The following is a 16,635-nucleotide window of genomic DNA, read 5'->3' as shown; positions in this document are numbered from 1 at the left end:
GGACTGCAGGAGGAGCACCGGCCCAATGCCCACCAAGAACCGTATCACGCCCGAAGAGGCGCTGGCTTATCACCTCGACCCGCATCCGGGAAAATACGACATCACGGCCTCGAAACCGATGACGTCACAGCGCGATCTTTCGCTGGCCTATAGCCCGGGCGTCGCCGTTCCGGTCGAGGCGATCGCGGAGAACCCCGAGCTGGCCTATGACTACACGGTCAAGGGCAACATGGTTGCGGTGATATCGAACGGGTCGGCTATTCTCGGGCTGGGCAATCTCGGCGCGCTGGCGTCGAAACCGGTGATGGAAGGCAAGGCGGTTCTCTTCAAGCGTTTCGCGGATGTGAACGCGATCGATATCGAGCTTGATACCGAGGATGCCGACGAGATCATCAACGCGGTGAAACTGATGGGGCCGACCTTCGGGGGGATCAACCTCGAGGATATCAAGGCGCCGGAGTGCTTCATCATCGAGCAGCGGCTCAAGGAAATCATGGACATTCCGGTGTTCCATGATGACCAGCACGGCACCGCGGTGATCTGCGCGGCCGGTCTCATCAACGCGCTGGAGCTGTCGGGCAAGAAGATCGAGGACTGCAAGATCGTGCTCAATGGCGCGGGCGCGGCCGGGATCGCCTGTCTGGAACTCGTGAAGGCGATGGGTGCGAAGCACGACAATTGCATCATGTGCGACACCAAGGGCGTGATCTATCAAGGCCGCACCGAAGGCATGAACCAATGGAAATCGGCCCATGCGGCGGTGACCGAGGCGCGCACGCTGGAAGAGGCGATGGTTGGCGCCGACGTGTTCCTGGGCGTCTCCGCGAAGGGTGCCGTGACGCCCGAGATGGTCGAGGCGATGGCCGACAATCCGGTGATTTTCGCGATGGCGAACCCTGATCCCGAGATCACGCCGGAAGAGGCCCATGCCGTGCGCCCCGATGCGATCGTGGCGACGGGGCGTTCGGATTACCCCAACCAGGTGAACAACGTCCTGGGCTTTCCCTACCTGTTCCGCGGCGCGCTCGATATCCATGCCCGCGCGATCAATGACGAGATGAAGATCGCCTGCGCCAATGCGCTGGCCGAACTTGCCCGCGAGGATGTGCCCGACGAGGTCGCGATGGCTTATGGCCGCAAGTTGAGCTTCGGCCGTGACTACATCATCCCGACGCCCTTCGACCCGCGCCTGATCCACGTGATTCCGCCGGCGGTGGCGAAAGCGGGGATGGATACCGGCGTGGCCCGCCGCCCGATCATCGACATGGAGGGCTATGCGCAAAGCCTGAAAGCCCGCATGGACCCGACCGCCTCGATCCTGCAAGGCATCCATAGCCGTGCCCGTCAGGCGCAGGCGAAGATGATCTTTGCGGAAGGTGACGATCCGCGCGTCCTTCGCGCTGCCGTCGCCTATCAGCGCTCGGGCATGGGGCAGGCTCTGGTCGTGGGCCGGGAGCAGGACGTCAAGGAAAAGCTCGAAGCGGCGGGGCTCGGCGATGCCTATCGCGAGTTGCGTGTCGTCAACGCGGCCAATTCCAAGCATATCGAGACTTACAAGGACTTCCTTTATTCGCGCCTGCAACGTCAGGGCGTCGACAAGGAAGACGCCCACAAACTCGCCACGCGCGACCGGCATGTCTTTGCCGCGCTGATGCTGGTGCATGGCCATGGCGACGGGATGGTCACGGGGGCCACGCGGAAATCGGCCCATGTGCTGGAACTGATCAACAAGGTGGTCGATGCCAAGCCCTCGGACGGGGCTGTCGGTATCACCGCGGTCCTGAACAAGGGCCGGGTCGTGCTGATCGGCGATACGCTGGTGCATGAATGGCCCGATGAACACGATCTGGCCGATATCGCGACGGCGGGCGCTCATGTCGCACGGGGCCTGGGTCTTGAACCGCGGGTGGCTTTCTGCTCTTTCTCGACCTTCGGCTATCCGGTGTCGGAGCGTGCCACGAAAATGCATGTCGCGCCGAAAGTGCTCGACGAGCGCGGGGCGGATTTCGAATATGATGGCGAGATGACCGTCGATGTGGCGCTGAACATGGAGCAGATGAAGAACTATCCGTTCTGCCGTCTGACGGGCCCGGCGAATATTCTCGTCGTGCCGGCGCGCCACTCGGCCTCGATCTCGGTCAAGCTGATGCAGGAGATGGCGGGAGCCACGGTGATCGGGCCGATCCTGACCGGGACGAGCCACGCGATCCAGCTTTGTTCCACCTCCTCGACGGTGAACGATATCCTGAACATGGCGGCGCTGGCGTCGTGCAAGCTCTGCCTGAAGGATTGATCCGGGCCGGGGAGGGGCTCTGCCCCGCTGCGCTACCGCGCGGCCCCCGGGATATTTTTCTCCAAGTCGAAGGGGTGCGGCGATGATCTTCAATTTCGGGTCGATCAATGCCGATCACCTCTATCGGCTGGAGCATCTTCCCGCGCCGGGAGAGACGCTTGCGGCTCAGAGCTATACGCTGGGTCTGGGTGGAAAGGGCGCGAACCAGTCTGTCGCGATCGCGCGCTCCGGGGCGAAGGTGCGCCATATCGGGGCGGTCGGGGCTGATGGGCGCTGGATGGTCGAGCGTCTCGAAGCGGCCGGGGTCGATTGTTCCCATATCGCCGAGGTCGAAGGGGCCTCAGGCCATGCCATCATCACCGTCGATGCGGCTGGCGAGAATGCCATCGTGATCCATGCGGGCGCGAACCGGGAGATCCCGCTGTCCCACGTGAAACAGGCGCTGGACGGTGCCGGGGCGGGCGATGCACTGATCATGCAAAACGAGACAGGCGGGCAGGTGGAAGCAGCCCGTTTTGCGCAGGAACAGGGTCTGTTCGTGATCTATTCGGCCGCGCCTTTCGATGCGGAAGCCACGCGCGCGGTGTTGCCCCATGTCTCGCTTCTGATCGTGAACGAGGTTGAGGCGGCGCAGCTTTGCTCGGCGCTGGGCGTCACGCTTGGGGAGCTTGAGGTCGAGAACGTTCTGGTGACGCTGGGGGCCAAGGGTGCCGTCTGGCACGATGTCGCGCGGGGCCATGAGATCCGGGTAAAGGGTTTTCCCGTCGACGCGGTCGACACGACCGGAGCGGGCGATACCTATGCGGGCTATCTCGTCGCGAGCCTTTCTGAAGGGTTGGCCGTGAACGACGCGATGCGGGTCGCTGCGGCTGCCGCCGCGCTGAAGGTCACGCGGCCGGGCACGGCGGATGCGATCCCGACCGGAGCCGAGGTCGCTGATTTCCTCGCCGCTCAGCCGAGAGCGTAACCGGTTCCGCGCACCGTGCGCACCGGGTCCGATCCGCCATAGGCCATCAGCGCCTTGCGCAACCGTCCGACATGCACGTCGATGGTGCGGGTATCGACATAGATGTCGCGGCCCCAGACCCGGTCGAGAAGCTGATCACGCGTCCAGACGCGGCCGGGTTTCTCCATCAGGGTCGAGAGCAGACGGAACTCGGTGGGCCCGAGTTTCAGCGGCTGGCCATCGCGGAAGACGCGGTGTTCCTCGGCATCGAGAAGGATATCCTCGAAACTCAGCCGTTCGCCCATCGTGGCCGGGCGGGTACGGCGCAGCTGGGTGCGCACGCGGGCCATCAGCTCGACGACCGAGTAGGGTTTCACGACATAATCGTCGGCGCCGGTTTCCAGTCCGCGCACCCGATCGACCTCTTCGGAACGCGCCGAGAGCATGATGATCGGGATGTTGCGGGTTTCGGAATTGGCCTTCACGCGGCGGCAGATCTCGATTCCCGAGACATTGGGCAGCATCCAGTCGAGCACGATCAGGTCTGGCTTTTCCTCGTTCACGAGCAGCAGCCCCTCGTCGCCGTTCTCCGCCATCACGACACGGAATCCTTCGGCTTCGAGGTTGTAGCTGAGAACCTCGCGCTGCGCGGATTCATCCTCTACGACAAGAACGCAGGGCTGTTGGGCGGGCGACATCTATCAGGCCTCCGTCTTCACCACGCTCGAGCTCTTGGGGCGAGATTCCTCGGGCAGTTCGCCGGTAACGAGGTAGATCACCTGCTCGGCGATCGAGGTCGCGTGATCACCCATGCGCTCGATGTTCTTGGCGATGAAATGCAGGTGCATGCAGGGCGTGATATTGCGCGGATCTTCCAGCATGTAGGTCAGGAATTCGCGAAACAGCGCGTTATACATCTGGTCGACTTCGATATCGCGCCCGCGCACATCCGCGGCGAGTTGCGCATCGCGCTGGATATAGCTGTCGATCGAATCCCGCAGCATCGACTCGGTCGCTTGAGCCATGCGGCGGATCGCGGCGGCGGTGCCGTTGATTTGCGGGCTTTCAAGCAGGACCTGGCTGCGTTTCGCGATGTTCTTGGCGTAATCGCCGACACGCTCGAGGCTGGCGGAGATCTTGATCACCGAGAGCGTCACGCGCAGGTCGCGAGCCGCCGGGGCGCGCAGCGCGATGAGGCGCGCGGCCTCGTCGTTGATCGTTTCTTCCAGCGCATCGACAGCCTTGTCCTGATCGCGGACACGCTGTGCGAGTTCGCCGTCGCGCTCTTCGAGTGCACGGGCGCTCTCGAGGATCTGTTCCTCGACGAGGCCGCCCATTTTCACGACCAGCGCCTGAACTTTTTCCAGGTCGCGGTCAAAGGCGGAAAGAATATGCTCGCTCATGCCTGTTCCTCCTCAGCCGATTCGGCCGGTAATGTAACTTTCCGTCCGCGGGTCGGTCGGATTGGTGAAAATCTTGTCGGTATCGTCGTATTCCACCAGATTGCCGAGGTGGAAGAATGCGGTTTTCTGCGAGACGCGCGCGGCCTGCTGCATCGAGTGCGTCACGATCACCACCGAGAAATTGGCGCGAAGCTCGTCGATCAGTTCCTCGACTTGGGCGGTTGCGATCGGGTCGAGTGCCGAGCAGGGCTCGTCCATCAGAAGCACTTCGGGCGAGGTTGCCACGGCGCGGGCGATGCACAGGCGCTGCTGTTGGCCGCCCGAAAGGCCGGTGCCGGGTGCGTGCAGGCGATCCTTGACCTCGTTCCAGAGCGCAGCCTTGCGCAGCGAGCTTTCGACGACCTCGTCGAGTTCCGCACGCGAGCGGATCAGCCCGTGGATCTTCGGCCCGTAGGCGACATTGTCGTAGATCGACTTGGGGAAGGGGTTCGGTTTCTGGAACACCATGCCCACCTTGGCGCGCAACTGCACCGGGTCGACGCGCTTGTCGTAGATATCTTCGCCATCGAGCAGGATATCCCCCTCGACGCGGCAGATGTCGATCGTGTCGTTCATCCGGTTCAGGCAGCGCAGGAAGGTCGATTTCCCGCAGCCCGAGGGGCCGATGAAGGCGGTGACCGTCTTGTCGAGAATATCGACGCTGACATCCTTGATGGCGTGGGTCTCGCCGTAATGGACCTGCACGTCGCGCGCGGTGATCTTGATCTCGTCCGTAGTCACGGCTCTCTCCGTAAACGTCATATCGTTCATGATCCTGCCTCCTTACCAGCGGCGCTCGAACTTGCGGCGCAGGATGATGGCGATGATGTTCATGCCCAGAAGGAAGATCAGCAGAATGATGATACCCCCCCAGGCGCGTTCGTAAAATGCCGGGTCGGCGCGCTTGGCCCATTCGTAGATCTGCGCAGGCATGGCCGAGTTCGGAGAGACGAAACCGTCCCAGAACCCGTCAGGTGCATTCGTGGCGATGAAGCCCACCATCCCGATCAGCAGGAGCGGAGCGGTTTCCCCCAGAGCCTGCGCGAGGCCGATGATCGTGCCGGTCAGGATGCCGGGCATCGCGAGCGGCAGCACATGGTGGAACGTAGCCTGCATTTTCGAGGCGCCGATCCCCAGTGCCGCATCGCGGATCGAGGGCGGCACGGCCTTCAGCGCGGCGCGGGTGGAGATGATGATCGTCGGCAGCGTCATCAGGGTCAGCACGAGGCCACCGACCAGCGGGGCCGATTGCGGCAGGTGCGCGAACTGAATGAAGACGGCGAGGCCGAGAATACCGAAGACGATCGAGGGAACAGCCGCGAGATTCGAGATATTCACCTCGATCAGGTCGGTGAAGCGGTTCTTCGGCGCGAATTCCTCGAGATAGATCGAAGCGGCGACGCCGATCGGCAGCGCCAGCACCAGCACCACCAGCATCATGTAGAACGAGCCCAGCATCGACACCCCGATCCCGGCTTGCTCGGCACGGCTGTCCGAGGCGTCGGAGCCGAGGATGAAATCGAGATTGAAACTCTTGTGCAGGATCCCGGCCTTGATCAGCGCGTCGGCCAGATCAAGCTGTTCGACGGTGATGTTCTTGTCCTGAGCGATCTCGGCGCGGTGCACGCGGCCCTTGAGGTAGCCGTCGACGCGCGAGGAGGCGAGGATCTTCGCCGTCACCGTCTGCCCGATCAGCGAGGGATCGGCGAGAACGCGGTCACGCAGCTGGGCGGCGGCCGAGCTGGAGATCAGGTTCTTCATGTCCTTCGTCTTCGAGAGCGGAGTCTCGATCCCGGCCGTTTGCACGACTTCGAGGAGACCCTTCTCGATCAGCGGCGCATAGGTGAAAGTCGTGGCTTTCTTCAGATCGGCCGGGTCGCGGTTGCCCTTTTTGTCGAGCTTGGCCGGGTCCAGATAGACCGGCACTTCGAGAAAGCTCTGCTGGAAGGCGGAGACGCCATTCACGACGATCGTCGAGAGCAGGATCACCAGGAAGGCGATGCCGATGCCGATCGCGCCGATGCCGAGCATCTTGAAGCGGGATTCGGCGGCGTTGCGGCGCTTGGTGCGCGCGTCGATCTGGTGCAGCGAGCGTTTCGTCGGCTGCGCGTCGTGCAGGGTCGCGTCGCTCATTCGTATTGCTCCCGGTATTTGCGCACGATGTAGAGCGCGAAGATGTTGAGCCCCAGCGTCAGGATGAAGAGCGTCATGCCCAGCGAAAAGGCGACCAGCGCCTCGGGCGAGGCGAAGTCCGCGTCACCGGTGAGCTGGCTGACGATCTTCGCGGTGACGGTGGTCATCGCTTCGAACGGGTTCATGCTGAGACGGGCCGCGGCGCCCGCGCCGAGCACGACGATCATCGTCTCACCAATGGCGCGCGACGCAGCCAGCAGAACCGCGCCGACGATGCCGGGAAGGGCGGCGGGCAGCACGACCTGCTTGATGGTTTCGGATTTCGTCGCGCCCAGCCCGTAAGAGCCGTCACGCAGGCTTTGCGGCACCGCGTTGATGATGTCATCCGAAAGAGAGGAGACGAAGGGGATGAGCATGATCCCCATCACGAGACCCGCCGTCATCACCGCGGTGCCCGCATGCATCCAACCGCCATCGGCGAAGGCGGCCGTGGGGCCAGCGGGACCGAAGATCGACAGCAGGAACGGGCCGACGGTGAGAAGCGCGAAGAGACCGTAAACGATCGTCGGAATACCCGCGAGCACCTCAAGCAGCGGTTTGACGACGCCGCGTACCGAGCGCGTCGCGTATTCGGAGAGGTAGATCGCGGCGAACAGCCCGATCGGCACGGCGACAGCCAGTGCGATGAAGGAGATGTAAAGCGTGCCCCACAGAAGCGGCAGGATCCCTAGCTCCGACCCGCCACCGAAGCTCGGGGTCCATTCGGTGCCGAAGAAGAACTTGGTGATCGGGTAGAGGCGGAAGAACTCGATCGTGTTGAAGACGAGCGAGAGAACGATGCCGATCGTGGTCAGGATTGCGAGGCTTGCCGCCGCGATCAGCAGACCCTTGATTCCGGCTTCGACCGCGTTGCGCGCACGGAAATCGCGCGCGATCAGGCGAAGGCTCAGCGCGAGGCCGATCAGCGCGCCGACCACCGTGACCACGATTTGCAGAACCGGATCGGCACGGAAGACGACAACAAGGACGTAGAGAATGAGCGCGGGCAGCAGCGTCGCCATCGCAACCAGTGTTCCCGAATAGCTCGGCAGGGAATGCAGCAGGCGCGGATCGCCACCTGCGGTTTGCAACGCACGCATGCGCCCGGCGAAGAACCCGCCAAGCGTCAGTGCCGCGAGGAGCACAGCAATCCACAAAACAGCCATCGGGAACTCTTGTCTTTGGAAAAGGACCTAAAAGGAAGTGGGGGCGGCACTGGGCCGCCCCCGGGGCAAGAATTACATGCCCGAGTTCATCGTTGTTTCGGCGGCCACGGCTTCCTGGGTCTTGGCCAGTTCCGGATCCGACACGAGGCCGTACTGAGCAAGCGGACCGTCGGCGCCGGCCATATCGTCGGAGACGAAGAACTCGGCGTATTCCTTCAGGCCCGGGATCTGACCGATATGCGCCTTCTTGACGTAGAAGAAGAGCGGACGCGACACCGGGTAGTCACCCGAAGCGATGGTCTCGGTCGAGGGGCTCACGCCCGACATGGTCGCGACTTTCAGCTTGTCGGTGTTGTTCTCATAGAAGGCCAGACCGAAGACGCCGATGCCGTTCGGGTTCGAGCCGATACGGGCGAGGGTTTCGGTGTAGTCGCCGTCGATGTCCACGGCTTTGCCGTCGGTGCGCACTTTCATGCACTCTTTCGCGGCGGCTTTCTCGTCCATGCCCGAGGCGACATAGGCTTCCATGGCGCCGGTGGCTTCACAGCCAGCCTCGAGAACCTTCTCTTCGAAGACTTCGCGGGTGCCGTGCTTGGTGCCCGGGATGAAAGCGATGATGTCGGCGTCGGGAAGGGCCGAGTTGAACTCGTTCCACTTGGCATAGGTGTTGTCGACGAGCTGGCCGTCTTTCATCACCTTCGCGCCGAGCGCGTTATAGATGTCGGCCGGGTTGAAGGCGTCAAATGCCGGGCCGTCTTTTTGGCTGGCGAAGACGATGCCGTCATAGCCGATGCGGACTTCCATGATATCGGTCACGCCGTTCTCGGCGCAGGTCGCGATTTCCTTGTCCTTGATCTTGCGCGAGGCGTTTGCCACGTCGATCGTGTTTTCGCCAACGCCTTCGCAGAAGCGCTTCAGGCCCGAGGACGAGCCGCCCGATTCCACGACCGGGGTCGGGAAGTCGAAGTTCTCGCCGAAAGCTTCGGCGACGATCGAGGCGTAGGGCAGCACGGTCGAGGAACCGGCGACCTGGATGTTGTCGCGGGCGAAGGCGGCGGTGCCGGTGGCGGCGACGATCGCGATCGCGGAGACGGCGAGTTTCACGGATTTCATGGATCACTCCCAGTGTTCAAATACTCGGGCCAACTTGGGCCTCGAGGGGGTCCTACGGCGCTAGCGTGACGCTTATGCAAACCTTTTGTAACAGAATAATGACAATCCACGCCGCCGTGAATGACCGTGATCAACCGCGCGAAATCGCCTGCGCGATAAGGGCGGGAACTTCACGATGGGCGCCGATCTCGGGCAAGAGCCGTCCGTGATAGCCAGCCTCTTGAAGCGCCTCGGGAATATCGCCCATGACGTGACCCGCTCGCAGGGCGAAGAAGGGCAGGCATAGCCCGTCTGAAACCGTTTCGGCCACGTCTTTCAGGAAGGGCGGCTCCTCGATCAGCGCGACATGAATCGGGGACATACCGGGATTTCTGCCGAGCGTTTCGGCCATTTCGTAAACGGAATTGCGCGATTTGCGCGCAATTTTGGACCCATGCGCGACGAGGATCAGCGGTGAGTCGGTCAGCGGCTTGCCGGTCTCGCGCGCCGCAGCCTTGAGCACTCGCGTGATCAGATCGGGCAGGGCCGGATCAACGCCAAACGGCGCGAGTTGGCGGGCCTCGACCCCCAGCGCGGCCAGTCTGCGCGGAAGTTCCGTGCGTGTGAACCAGCCTTCGGCCATGAAGAACGGATAGATCCACGGCGATTCGAGCCCTTCGAGAGCGGTTTCGAGCGAGCCAGGCATCGCCAGCGTCGCGCCTCGGACCTCACGGCCGGGCAGAAGCGCGCCAACCGCCCCCGCCAGAGCGCGAAGCGCCTCTTCCTGCGGTTCGGGGTCTGACGGAGAGCCGTGCGCGATGAGGATGACCGGGTTCATGGCGAATAAACTAGCGGCGTTTGAGTGATGTGCAATCGACTCGGGACTCGCAGCGGAAAAAGATTAACGGCCTGAATTTGAGAAAGATTTGCAGGACTATAAATTTGCGCGAAGCCGGTCGGTCCGCTATGCAAAAGAGACCGGCTAGGATGGCCAGACCCGATTTACAGTTTCACGTGTGGTGCGAAGGGGTGCGCGTGGGTGACGGAGGGTTCTGGTAGGGGTGCCGGAACCCTCCATGTCTTTTCAGTGCGGATCGGTCTCGCCCATGGCGCAGACGATGTTCCATTCTTCTTCGGTCACGGGCTGTACCGATAGACGCATGGAGGTCACCAGCGACATGTTTGAAAGACGCGGTTCGGCCTTCACATCGGCCAGCGTGACCGGCTTGGTGAAGGGGCGCACCGCCTTGAGATCCACGCAATCCCAGCGCGGATCATCGGTCGTCGAATCGGGATGGCTCTCGGCAACGACCTCGCAGACCCCCACGACTTCCTTACCGATATTCGAATGATAGAAGAGCCCGCGATCGCCGATCTTCATCTCGCGCATGTTGTTGCGCGCGAGATAATTTCGGATCCCGTCCCACTCCTCGCCCGCATCTCCCTTGGCGACGAGATCGTCCCAGGAAAACTTGTTGGGTTCGGATTTGAACAGCCAGTAGCGCATCAGCCGATCACCTTCTTCCATTCCTGCACGCTCACGCTTTCGAAAAGGCCTGCGGCGGCATAGGGGTCGCCCGCGGCCCAGTCCTTCGCGGCCTCAAGGCTGTCAGTTTCGAGGATCACCAGCGAACCGGCCATCTGGCCCTCTTCGATGAACGGGCCCGCCATGAAGACGATGCCGGTCTCCTTGATATAGGCGAGGTGCTTCTCGCGGGTGTCGAGGCGGATCTGAAGCGCGCCGGGTTTGTCGCGGCAGATGACGGCAAAATACATGTCATTCCTCCTTCAAGGGACGTGCGAGCAGGATTTTCATTGCTTCGCTCACGCTGATTTTCTGCTGGGTCAGGGCGGTTACCATCGCCGCGACCGGGATTTCGATCTGATGTTTCTTTGCCAGAGCGTTGAGGGCTTCTGCGGTGGCGACGCCCTCGACGGTGATTGAAGGATCGAAGCCAGCTCCGGAACCCAGCGCATGGCCTAGTCTGAAGTTGCGCGATTGCTCGGAGGTGCAGGTCAATACGAGATCACCGAACCCCGAGAGGCCCGAGAGTGTTTCGGCTCGCGCGCCGAGCGCCAGTGCGACGCGCAGCATCTCCGCAAAGCTACGGGTCATCAGGGCTGCTCGAGCGGAATCGCCCAGACCCGCGCCGATGACCGTTCCCGCCGCAATCGCGTAGACATTCTTCAGCGCGCCGCCCAGTTCCGCCCCGGTCGTGTCGGTGGTGCGGTAAAGGCGAAGCGTCGGGGTCGACAGCTCGGCCTGAAGCGCCTCGGAATGATCCGCGCAGGCCAGTGTGAGAGCGGTGGGAAGCCCGCGCGCGATATCGGCGGCAAAGCTCGGCCCGGTCAGGACGGCGGCACGCGAGCCCGGCACGAGCGAGCGGATCAGCCCGGTCGGTCCCTGTCCCGTCGCAAGGTCGATCCCCTTTGAACACGACACCAGCGTCTTCGCCGAAAGCGTCGCGGCATGAGCCTTCAGAAAGCCCGCCATCTGCTGCATCGGCATCGCGAGGAGGAGGGTCTCGGCTGTGAAAGCGGTCGCGGTTTCCGCTGTGACAGAGACGTTTTCGGGCAATTTCACGCCCGGAAGCCGCCGCGTATTCTCGCGCGTTTGACGCATCGCATCCGCCTGATCGGGGTCGCGCGCCCAGAGCGTGACTGGGCCTTTCTGCGCGTAGCTGACCGCGAGGGCCGTTCCGAAAGCACCCGCTCCAAGAACCGCGATACTCATGCTTTCGCCCCCTTCTTGCCCGAGCCCAGAAGGGGGGCCGCGGATTTGTCGAGCGGCCAGCGCGGACGTGCCATCAGATCCATCCCGTCACGCGCGCCACTTTGAAAGCGTTCGATCCCGGCCCACGCGATCATTGCCGCATTATCGGTGCAAAGTCGCAGGGGCGGGGCGTGAAATTCAGCGCCCATTTCCTTGGAAATGGTCTCTAAACCAGCGCGAATGGCCTTGTTCGCGGCCACGCCACCCGCCACGGCGAAGCCCGGATGATCCGGTTCGTGGGTGAGATAGTCACTCAAGGCCCGGCGCGATTTCTCGACCAGAACATCTGCCACGGCCTGTTGAAACGACGCGCATAGATCGGAACGGACCTGACGCGGCAGTCCGCCATGTTCGGCCACGACCTGATCGCAGGCTCGCAGCAGCGCGGTCTTGAGCCCCGAGAAGGACATGTCGCATCCCGGACGATCGAGCAGCGGGCGCGGGAAGGCGAAGGCCTTTGGATCGCCTTTCGCAGCTTCGGCCTCGACAGAGGGCCCGCCCGGTTGTGGTAACGCCATCAGTTTCGCAGCCTTGTCGAAGGCCTCGCCGGGTGCATCGTCGATCGTGCCGCCGAGGCGGGTGAACTCCTCTGGCCCGTGCGCGATCAGGAACTGGCAGTGCCCGCCCGAGACGAGCAGCATCAGGTAGGGAAAGGCCAGCCCATCGGTCAGGCGCGGCGTCAGAGCGTGACCCGCGAGGTGATTTACCCCGACCAGCGGCAGCCCCGATCCGGCGGCGATGCCTTTGGCGCACATCACTCCCGACATCACGCCACCGATCAGCCCCGGACCGGCGGTCACGGCGATCCCGTCAAGCGCATCGATCCCGAGACCGGCCTGCTCCAAAGCCTCTTCGACGCAGAGATCGAGCTTCTCGGCATGGGCCCGCGCCGCGATCTCGGGGACGACGCCGCCGAAGGGTGCGTGCAGCTCGGTCTGGCCGGCTACAACCGACGCGAGGATCTCGGGCTGGCCATCCGTGACGCGCACGACCGCCGCCGCGGTATCGTCGCAGCTCGATTCCAGACCGAGAAAGGTGAGCGTCTTCGTCATCCGGCGCCATGTTGCGTGGGTGTTTCAACGCAGGTAACACCGGGGGAGCGTTCACACAATCCCGGGGCGGCGAATGGTCCAGGAGCTCGCGCGACCGATTCTTCTCGTGACCCGGCCCGGCGCCGGGGCAGAGCGCTTTGCCGCGCGGTTTCGCGAAAGATTCGGTGACGACTGGCCCATCGTGATCTCGCCCCTCATGCGGATAGGGCAAATTGAAGCGGATATTCCCCCGGCCGATGCCGTGATCTTCACCTCACAGCACGCGGTTGCGGGTCTGGCTGCGCGCGAGGCAGGCGCAGGCAGGGTCGCCTATTGCGTGGGCCAACGCACCGCAGAGGCGGCCCGCGCGGCGGGGTTCACTCCGGTGACCGGCCCGGGCGATGCGCAGGCCCTCGGAGAGCTGATTGCCGCGGAAAAGCCGCGTGGACGCTTGCTGTTTGCCCGCGGCGAAGAGGTGGCTTTCGATCTTGCGAAGTGGCTCGATACCGCAGGAATAGAGACTGAACAGGTGGTTTTGTACCGTCAGGAACCGGTACCGCCGAGCGACGCGGCGCTGGCTGCGTTGAAGGGCGACGCGCCCTGTCTTATCCCGCTGTTTTCACCCAACGCGGCGCGGCGCCTGTGCGAAATCTTGCCGGTGAAGACCGCGCCTCTGTGGGCCGCGGCGATGAGCGAATCCGTGGCCAAAGCCTGTGAAAATCCTGGTTTCACAGCGATCCAGGTCGCACCCAGACCCGACGCGGAGGGGATGCTCGGCGCGATCGCGACCTTGCTGCGTACGCAAAAGGCGGGTTGAGCCGAACGAGGCAGGCTTCTAGATTGATTTCGACGCGCAATTTCGGCGCGGCAGTGGAGGGTGCAGATCATGGCGAAACGAACAACCCGGAGCTCGAAGAGCGAGGATAAGCCGGGAGATCTGCAGGAAAACGCGGCCCTCGAAGAGACTGCGGTAGAGGCGCCCGCGACTGACGAGGTGAAGCCTTCCGAGGATGTTTCGGCGCAAGAGGCCGTCGAGGCGGCGGAACCTGTCTCCGCGCCCACCGAGAGTGAGACGCTTGAGAGTGATGCCGCGGAGACCACCGCCACGGATGCGGAAAGCGTAACCGAGACCAGCGCCGAAGACCATTCGGAGACGATCGACACGTCGGAGCCCGAAGAGAGCGTGGAGCCGGAAGCTGAACCTCCGGCCGAGCCGACACCGGAACCCGTGGCGGCACCTCAACAGGTCGTGGTCAAGAAGGGCGGCTTCGGCTCTGCCTTGATCGGTGGCGTCGTGGCCGCGGTGATCGGCGCGGGGGCCGCGATCTACGCATTGCCGCAGTTGCCGCCGTCCATGATCGAAAAACTCGGGCTCGCTGGTTCGACCCAGGATGCTGAGCGGCTCGCGGCGCTCGAGGCCAAACTCGACGCGGAGGCCAAGAAAATCGATGCGCTGGGCGAAGATCTTGCGAGCCTCAAATCAGTACAGCCACCGGCCCCGGATCTCTCGGGCGTGCAGACCGCGCTCGATCAGATATCGGCGGAGGTTCGCGGCAACAAATCCGCGGTCGAAGACCTGAAGACCCAGATTGCCGGCATGGTTCAAGGCGATAATGGCGCCGCACAGGCCGGGATCGAGGCTGCCGCGAAGGCGGCCGAAGAGCGGATCAAACAGGCCGAAGAGCAGGCGCAGGCTCTCAAGGCGCAGTCCGAGGCTGCGGCCAAGGCGACAATGACCCAGGCCGCGGCGGCGCGTGTGAAGGCCGCGCTTGATGCGGGCGCCCCGCTCGATTCGCCGCTGGCGGATCTGCGTGCAGCCGGGATTGCGGTTCCTGCCGCGCTCTCTGGTGATATTCCCACTCTGCAATCGCTGCAGGCGAGCTTTCCCGATGCGGCGCGGGCGGCGCTCGATGCGGCGCGTCGCGCCGAAGCTGGCACGAGCCTCGGCGATCGCGCCGGTGCCTTCCTGATGTCGCAAATCGGCGCGCGCTCGGTTGCGCCGAAAGAGGGGGACGGGGCTGATGCGGTGCTTTCGCGAGCACAGGCGGACGTGGATGCGGGGCAGATCGCTGCTGCGCTTGACGAGATCGGCAAACTGCCCGAGCCGGCGCAAGCACCGCTGGCCGATTGGGTGAGCAAGGCGCAGGCACGGGTGGCGGCTCTCGACGCGGCCAACCAGCTTGGCGCGGCGCAGTAAGGAGACGCAGATGCTTTGGTCTTTCATCAAAATCGCGCTCTTCCTGATCGTCGTCGCGGCGGCCACGCTGGGCCTCGCCCATCTCGCGGATATGTCGGGCGGACTGCGGCTCACCACGATGGGCATGGAGTTTACTCTCGGCCCGCTTCAGGCAGTGATCGCGGCGATCGTCGTCTTCCTTCTGATCTGGCTGGTGATCAAGGTCGTTGGTCTCGTGGTCGCCTTCCTGCGGTTCCTCGCGGGCGACGAGACGGCGATTACCCGCTACTTCGACCGTAATCGTGAACGCAAGGGCTATCAGGCGCTTTCCGAAGGGATGCTCGCAGCGGCTTCGGGCGAGGGGCGGCTTGCGCTCTCGAAGGCGGCAAAGGCCGAGCGCTACTTGCAGCGGCCCGAGCTGACGAACCTCCTGATGGCGCAGGCGGCCGAGATCGCTGGCGACAAGAAGCGCGCCACCGAAGGCTACAAACGGCTGCTGTCGGATAATCGCACGCGATTTGTCGGCATCCGCGGGTTGCTGCGACAGAAGCTCGACGAGGGTGATACCGAAACCGCGCTGAAGCTGGCGCAGAAAGCCTATGCGCTCAAGCCGCGTCATCGCGAGATGCAGGACACGCTGCTGTCGCTTCAGACCGAGAAAGGTGACTGGAAGGGTGCGCGCGAGATCCTTCAGGCCAAACTGCGCCAAGGCGAATTGCCGCGCGACCTGCATAAGCGTCGTGACGCCGTGCTGGCGTTGCAGGAGGCGAAAGGCGTGATGGAGGAAGGCGCGAGCGTCGAAGCCCGCGAGGCGGCGATCGCGGCGGCGAAATCCTCGCCCGACCTGATCCCGGCCGTGGTGATGGCGGCGCGCGCCTATATCGACAAGGGCAAGCCGCGCGCGGCCGAGCGGATTCTACGCAAGGCCTGGGAGGCGCAACCGCATCCCGACCTAGCTGCCGCCTATGCCGAGATCAAACCCGACGAGACTGCCGAGGCGCGGCTCAAGCGCTTTGCGACCCTCCTGTCGGCGCGACCCGATCACGAAGAGACGCGCCTGCTGAAAGCCGAGCTGAACATCGCGGCCGAGGACTTCCCGGCCGCGCGCCGCGCTCTGGGCGATCTGGTCGAGACTCACCCAACCGCACGCGTGCTGACCATCATGGCGGCAGTCGAAAGGGGCGAAGGCGCGGACGACGTGGTCGTGCGCGGCTGGCTTGCCCGGGCGCTCACCGCGCCGCGTGGCCCGCAATGGTGCTGCGACAAGTGTCAGAACATTCAGGCGGACTGGTCCCCTGTCTGTGACAATTGCGGTGGCTTCGACACGCTGAGCTGGCGCGAGCCCCAAAAGGGGGCTGCACCGCTGCCGCATGGGGCGGAGATGCTTCCGCTGATCGTGGGCAAGCCGAGCGAGCCGGTGGTCGAGGCCGAAATTCCCGAGGCGGAGATCGTCGACGGCGTGGAGGAAGGACAGCAAGAGGCGGAAACCGCGACGAAGTGAGCATTTTGGGGCTACACATCCCCGAAATGGCATGCTAATCGCC

The 16,635-nt window shown here is 63.7% G+C and carries 16 protein-coding genes; 5 read left to right on the top strand and 11 right to left on the bottom strand.

Annotated features, from left to right (window positions below):
* Positions 1–25: 25 nt before the first annotated feature.
* Positions 26–2,293, top strand: coding sequence for an NADP-dependent malic enzyme (locus BMG00_RS08895; RefSeq protein WP_078526545.1), 2,268 nt, complete (start codon positions 26–28; stop codon positions 2,291–2,293).
* A gap of 82 nt (positions 2,294–2,375) precedes the next feature.
* A complete protein-coding gene (locus BMG00_RS08890; RefSeq protein ID WP_078574062.1) occupies positions 2,376–3,260 on the top strand; it encodes a ribokinase in 885 nt (294 codons plus the stop codon).
* Here BMG00_RS08890 and phoB read toward each other — a convergent pair.
* From phoB to tsaD, 11 genes are all read right to left on the bottom strand, one after another.
* Positions 3,245–3,937, bottom strand: a complete 693-nt coding sequence (gene phoB / locus BMG00_RS08885) for a phosphate regulon transcriptional regulator PhoB (RefSeq protein ID WP_078526540.1) — start codon at positions 3,935–3,937, stop codon at positions 3,245–3,247. The genes BMG00_RS08890 and phoB overlap by 16 nt on opposite strands.
* A 3-nt stretch (positions 3,938–3,940) precedes the next feature.
* Entirely contained in the window at positions 3,941–4,642 is a 702-nt protein-coding gene (gene phoU, locus BMG00_RS08880) for a phosphate signaling complex protein PhoU (RefSeq protein ID WP_078526538.1), read from the bottom strand.
* Positions 4,643–4,654: 12 nt separating this feature from the next.
* Positions 4,655–5,452: a phosphate ABC transporter ATP-binding protein PstB gene (gene pstB, locus BMG00_RS08875; protein WP_078526536.1), complete on the bottom strand. Its 798-nt coding sequence runs from the start codon at positions 5,450–5,452 to the stop codon at positions 4,655–4,657.
* A gap of 12 nt (positions 5,453–5,464) precedes the next feature.
* A complete protein-coding gene (pstA, locus tag BMG00_RS08870) occupies positions 5,465–6,814 on the bottom strand; it encodes a phosphate ABC transporter permease PstA (protein WP_078526534.1) in 1,350 nt (449 codons plus the stop codon).
* Positions 6,811–8,019, bottom strand: a complete 1,209-nt coding sequence (pstC, locus tag BMG00_RS08865; protein WP_078574053.1) for a phosphate ABC transporter permease subunit PstC — start codon at positions 8,017–8,019, stop codon at positions 6,811–6,813. Before pstC ends, pstA begins: the two co-directional genes overlap by 4 nt.
* 72 nt (positions 8,020–8,091) lie before the next feature.
* Positions 8,092–9,132 (bottom strand): substrate-binding domain-containing protein, encoded by a 1,041-nt coding sequence (locus tag BMG00_RS08860; RefSeq protein ID WP_078526529.1) that lies wholly within the window; start codon positions 9,130–9,132, stop codon positions 8,092–8,094.
* 130 nt (positions 9,133–9,262) lie between these two features.
* A complete protein-coding gene (locus BMG00_RS08855; RefSeq protein ID WP_078574051.1) occupies positions 9,263–9,949 on the bottom strand; it encodes a sirohydrochlorin chelatase in 687 nt (228 codons plus the stop codon).
* A 246-nt stretch (positions 9,950–10,195) separates the two neighbouring features.
* Entirely contained in the window at positions 10,196–10,618 is a 423-nt protein-coding gene (locus BMG00_RS08850) for an EVE domain-containing protein (RefSeq protein WP_078574049.1), read from the bottom strand.
* Positions 10,618–10,887, bottom strand: coding sequence for a YciI family protein (locus BMG00_RS08845; protein ID WP_078574047.1), 270 nt, complete (start codon positions 10,885–10,887; stop codon positions 10,618–10,620). The genes BMG00_RS08850 and BMG00_RS08845 overlap by 1 nt, the downstream gene beginning before the upstream one ends.
* Before the next feature lies 1 nt (position 10,888).
* Positions 10,889–11,845 (bottom strand): NAD(P)H-dependent glycerol-3-phosphate dehydrogenase, encoded by a 957-nt coding sequence (locus tag BMG00_RS08840; RefSeq protein ID WP_078574045.1) that lies wholly within the window; start codon positions 11,843–11,845, stop codon positions 10,889–10,891.
* Complete coding sequence (gene tsaD, locus BMG00_RS08835; protein WP_078574043.1) at positions 11,842–12,936, bottom strand: tRNA (adenosine(37)-N6)-threonylcarbamoyltransferase complex transferase subunit TsaD; 1,095 nt, start codon at positions 12,934–12,936, stop codon at positions 11,842–11,844. Before tsaD ends, BMG00_RS08840 begins: the two co-directional genes overlap by 4 nt.
* Before the next feature lie 73 nt (positions 12,937–13,009).
* Between tsaD and BMG00_RS08830 the strand changes: the two genes are divergently transcribed.
* From BMG00_RS08830 to BMG00_RS08820, 3 genes are all read left to right on the top strand, one after another.
* Complete coding sequence (locus BMG00_RS08830) at positions 13,010–13,732, top strand: uroporphyrinogen-III synthase (protein ID WP_078574041.1); 723 nt, start codon at positions 13,010–13,012, stop codon at positions 13,730–13,732.
* A gap of 69 nt (positions 13,733–13,801) precedes the next feature.
* A complete protein-coding gene (locus BMG00_RS08825; RefSeq protein ID WP_078574039.1) occupies positions 13,802–15,112 on the top strand; it encodes a COG4223 family protein in 1,311 nt (436 codons plus the stop codon).
* A 10-nt stretch (positions 15,113–15,122) separates the two neighbouring features.
* Positions 15,123–16,592: a heme biosynthesis protein HemY gene (locus BMG00_RS08820; RefSeq protein WP_078526513.1), complete on the top strand. Its 1,470-nt coding sequence runs from the start codon at positions 15,123–15,125 to the stop codon at positions 16,590–16,592.
* Positions 16,593–16,635: the final 43 nt, after the last annotated feature.

The sequence above is a fragment of the Thioclava marina genome (assembly GCF_002020135.1).
In the GTDB taxonomy this organism is placed as follows: Bacteria; Pseudomonadota; Alphaproteobacteria; order Rhodobacterales; family Rhodobacteraceae; genus Thioclava; species Thioclava marina.
This window is presented reverse-complemented; position numbering and strand designations above follow the sequence as displayed.

What these genes read in the sequence shown, in the direction of transcription:
- phoB (WP_078526540.1), bottom strand. Translation starts at nt 3,937, where the DNA reads ATGTCGCCCGCCCAACAGCCCTGCGTTCTTGTCGTAGAGGATGAATCC.
- phoU (WP_078526538.1), bottom strand. Translation starts at nt 4,642, where the DNA reads ATGAGCGAGCATATTCTTTCCGCCTTTGACCGCGACCTGGAAAAAGTT.
- BMG00_RS08895 (WP_078526545.1), top strand. Translation starts at nt 26, where the DNA reads ATGCCCACCAAGAACCGTATCACGCCCGAAGAGGCGCTGGCTTATCAC.
- BMG00_RS08855 (WP_078574051.1), bottom strand. Translation starts at nt 9,949, where the DNA reads ATGAACCCGGTCATCCTCATCGCGCACGGCTCTCCGTCAGACCCCGAA.
- BMG00_RS08860 (WP_078526529.1), bottom strand. Translation starts at nt 9,132, where the DNA reads ATGAAATCCGTGAAACTCGCCGTCTCCGCGATCGCGATCGTCGCCGCC.
- BMG00_RS08890 (WP_078574062.1), top strand. Translation starts at nt 2,376, where the DNA reads ATGATCTTCAATTTCGGGTCGATCAATGCCGATCACCTCTATCGGCTG.
- BMG00_RS08820 (WP_078526513.1), top strand. Translation starts at nt 15,123, where the DNA reads ATGCTTTGGTCTTTCATCAAAATCGCGCTCTTCCTGATCGTCGTCGCG.
- pstA (WP_078526534.1), bottom strand. Translation starts at nt 6,814, where the DNA reads ATGAGCGACGCGACCCTGCACGACGCGCAGCCGACGAAACGCTCGCTG.
- tsaD (WP_078574043.1), bottom strand. Translation starts at nt 12,936, where the DNA reads ATGACGAAGACGCTCACCTTTCTCGGTCTGGAATCGAGCTGCGACGAT.
- BMG00_RS08840 (WP_078574045.1), bottom strand. Translation starts at nt 11,845, where the DNA reads ATGAGTATCGCGGTTCTTGGAGCGGGTGCTTTCGGAACGGCCCTCGCG.
- BMG00_RS08830 (WP_078574041.1), top strand. Translation starts at nt 13,010, where the DNA reads ATGGTCCAGGAGCTCGCGCGACCGATTCTTCTCGTGACCCGGCCCGGC.
- pstC (WP_078574053.1), bottom strand. Translation starts at nt 8,019, where the DNA reads ATGGCTGTTTTGTGGATTGCTGTGCTCCTCGCGGCACTGACGCTTGGC.
- BMG00_RS08850 (WP_078574049.1), bottom strand. Translation starts at nt 10,618, where the DNA reads ATGCGCTACTGGCTGTTCAAATCCGAACCCAACAAGTTTTCCTGGGAC.
- pstB (WP_078526536.1), bottom strand. Translation starts at nt 5,452, where the DNA reads ATGAACGATATGACGTTTACGGAGAGAGCCGTGACTACGGACGAGATC.
- BMG00_RS08845 (WP_078574047.1), bottom strand. Translation starts at nt 10,887, where the DNA reads ATGTATTTTGCCGTCATCTGCCGCGACAAACCCGGCGCGCTTCAGATC.
- BMG00_RS08825 (WP_078574039.1), top strand. Translation starts at nt 13,802, where the DNA reads ATGGCGAAACGAACAACCCGGAGCTCGAAGAGCGAGGATAAGCCGGGA.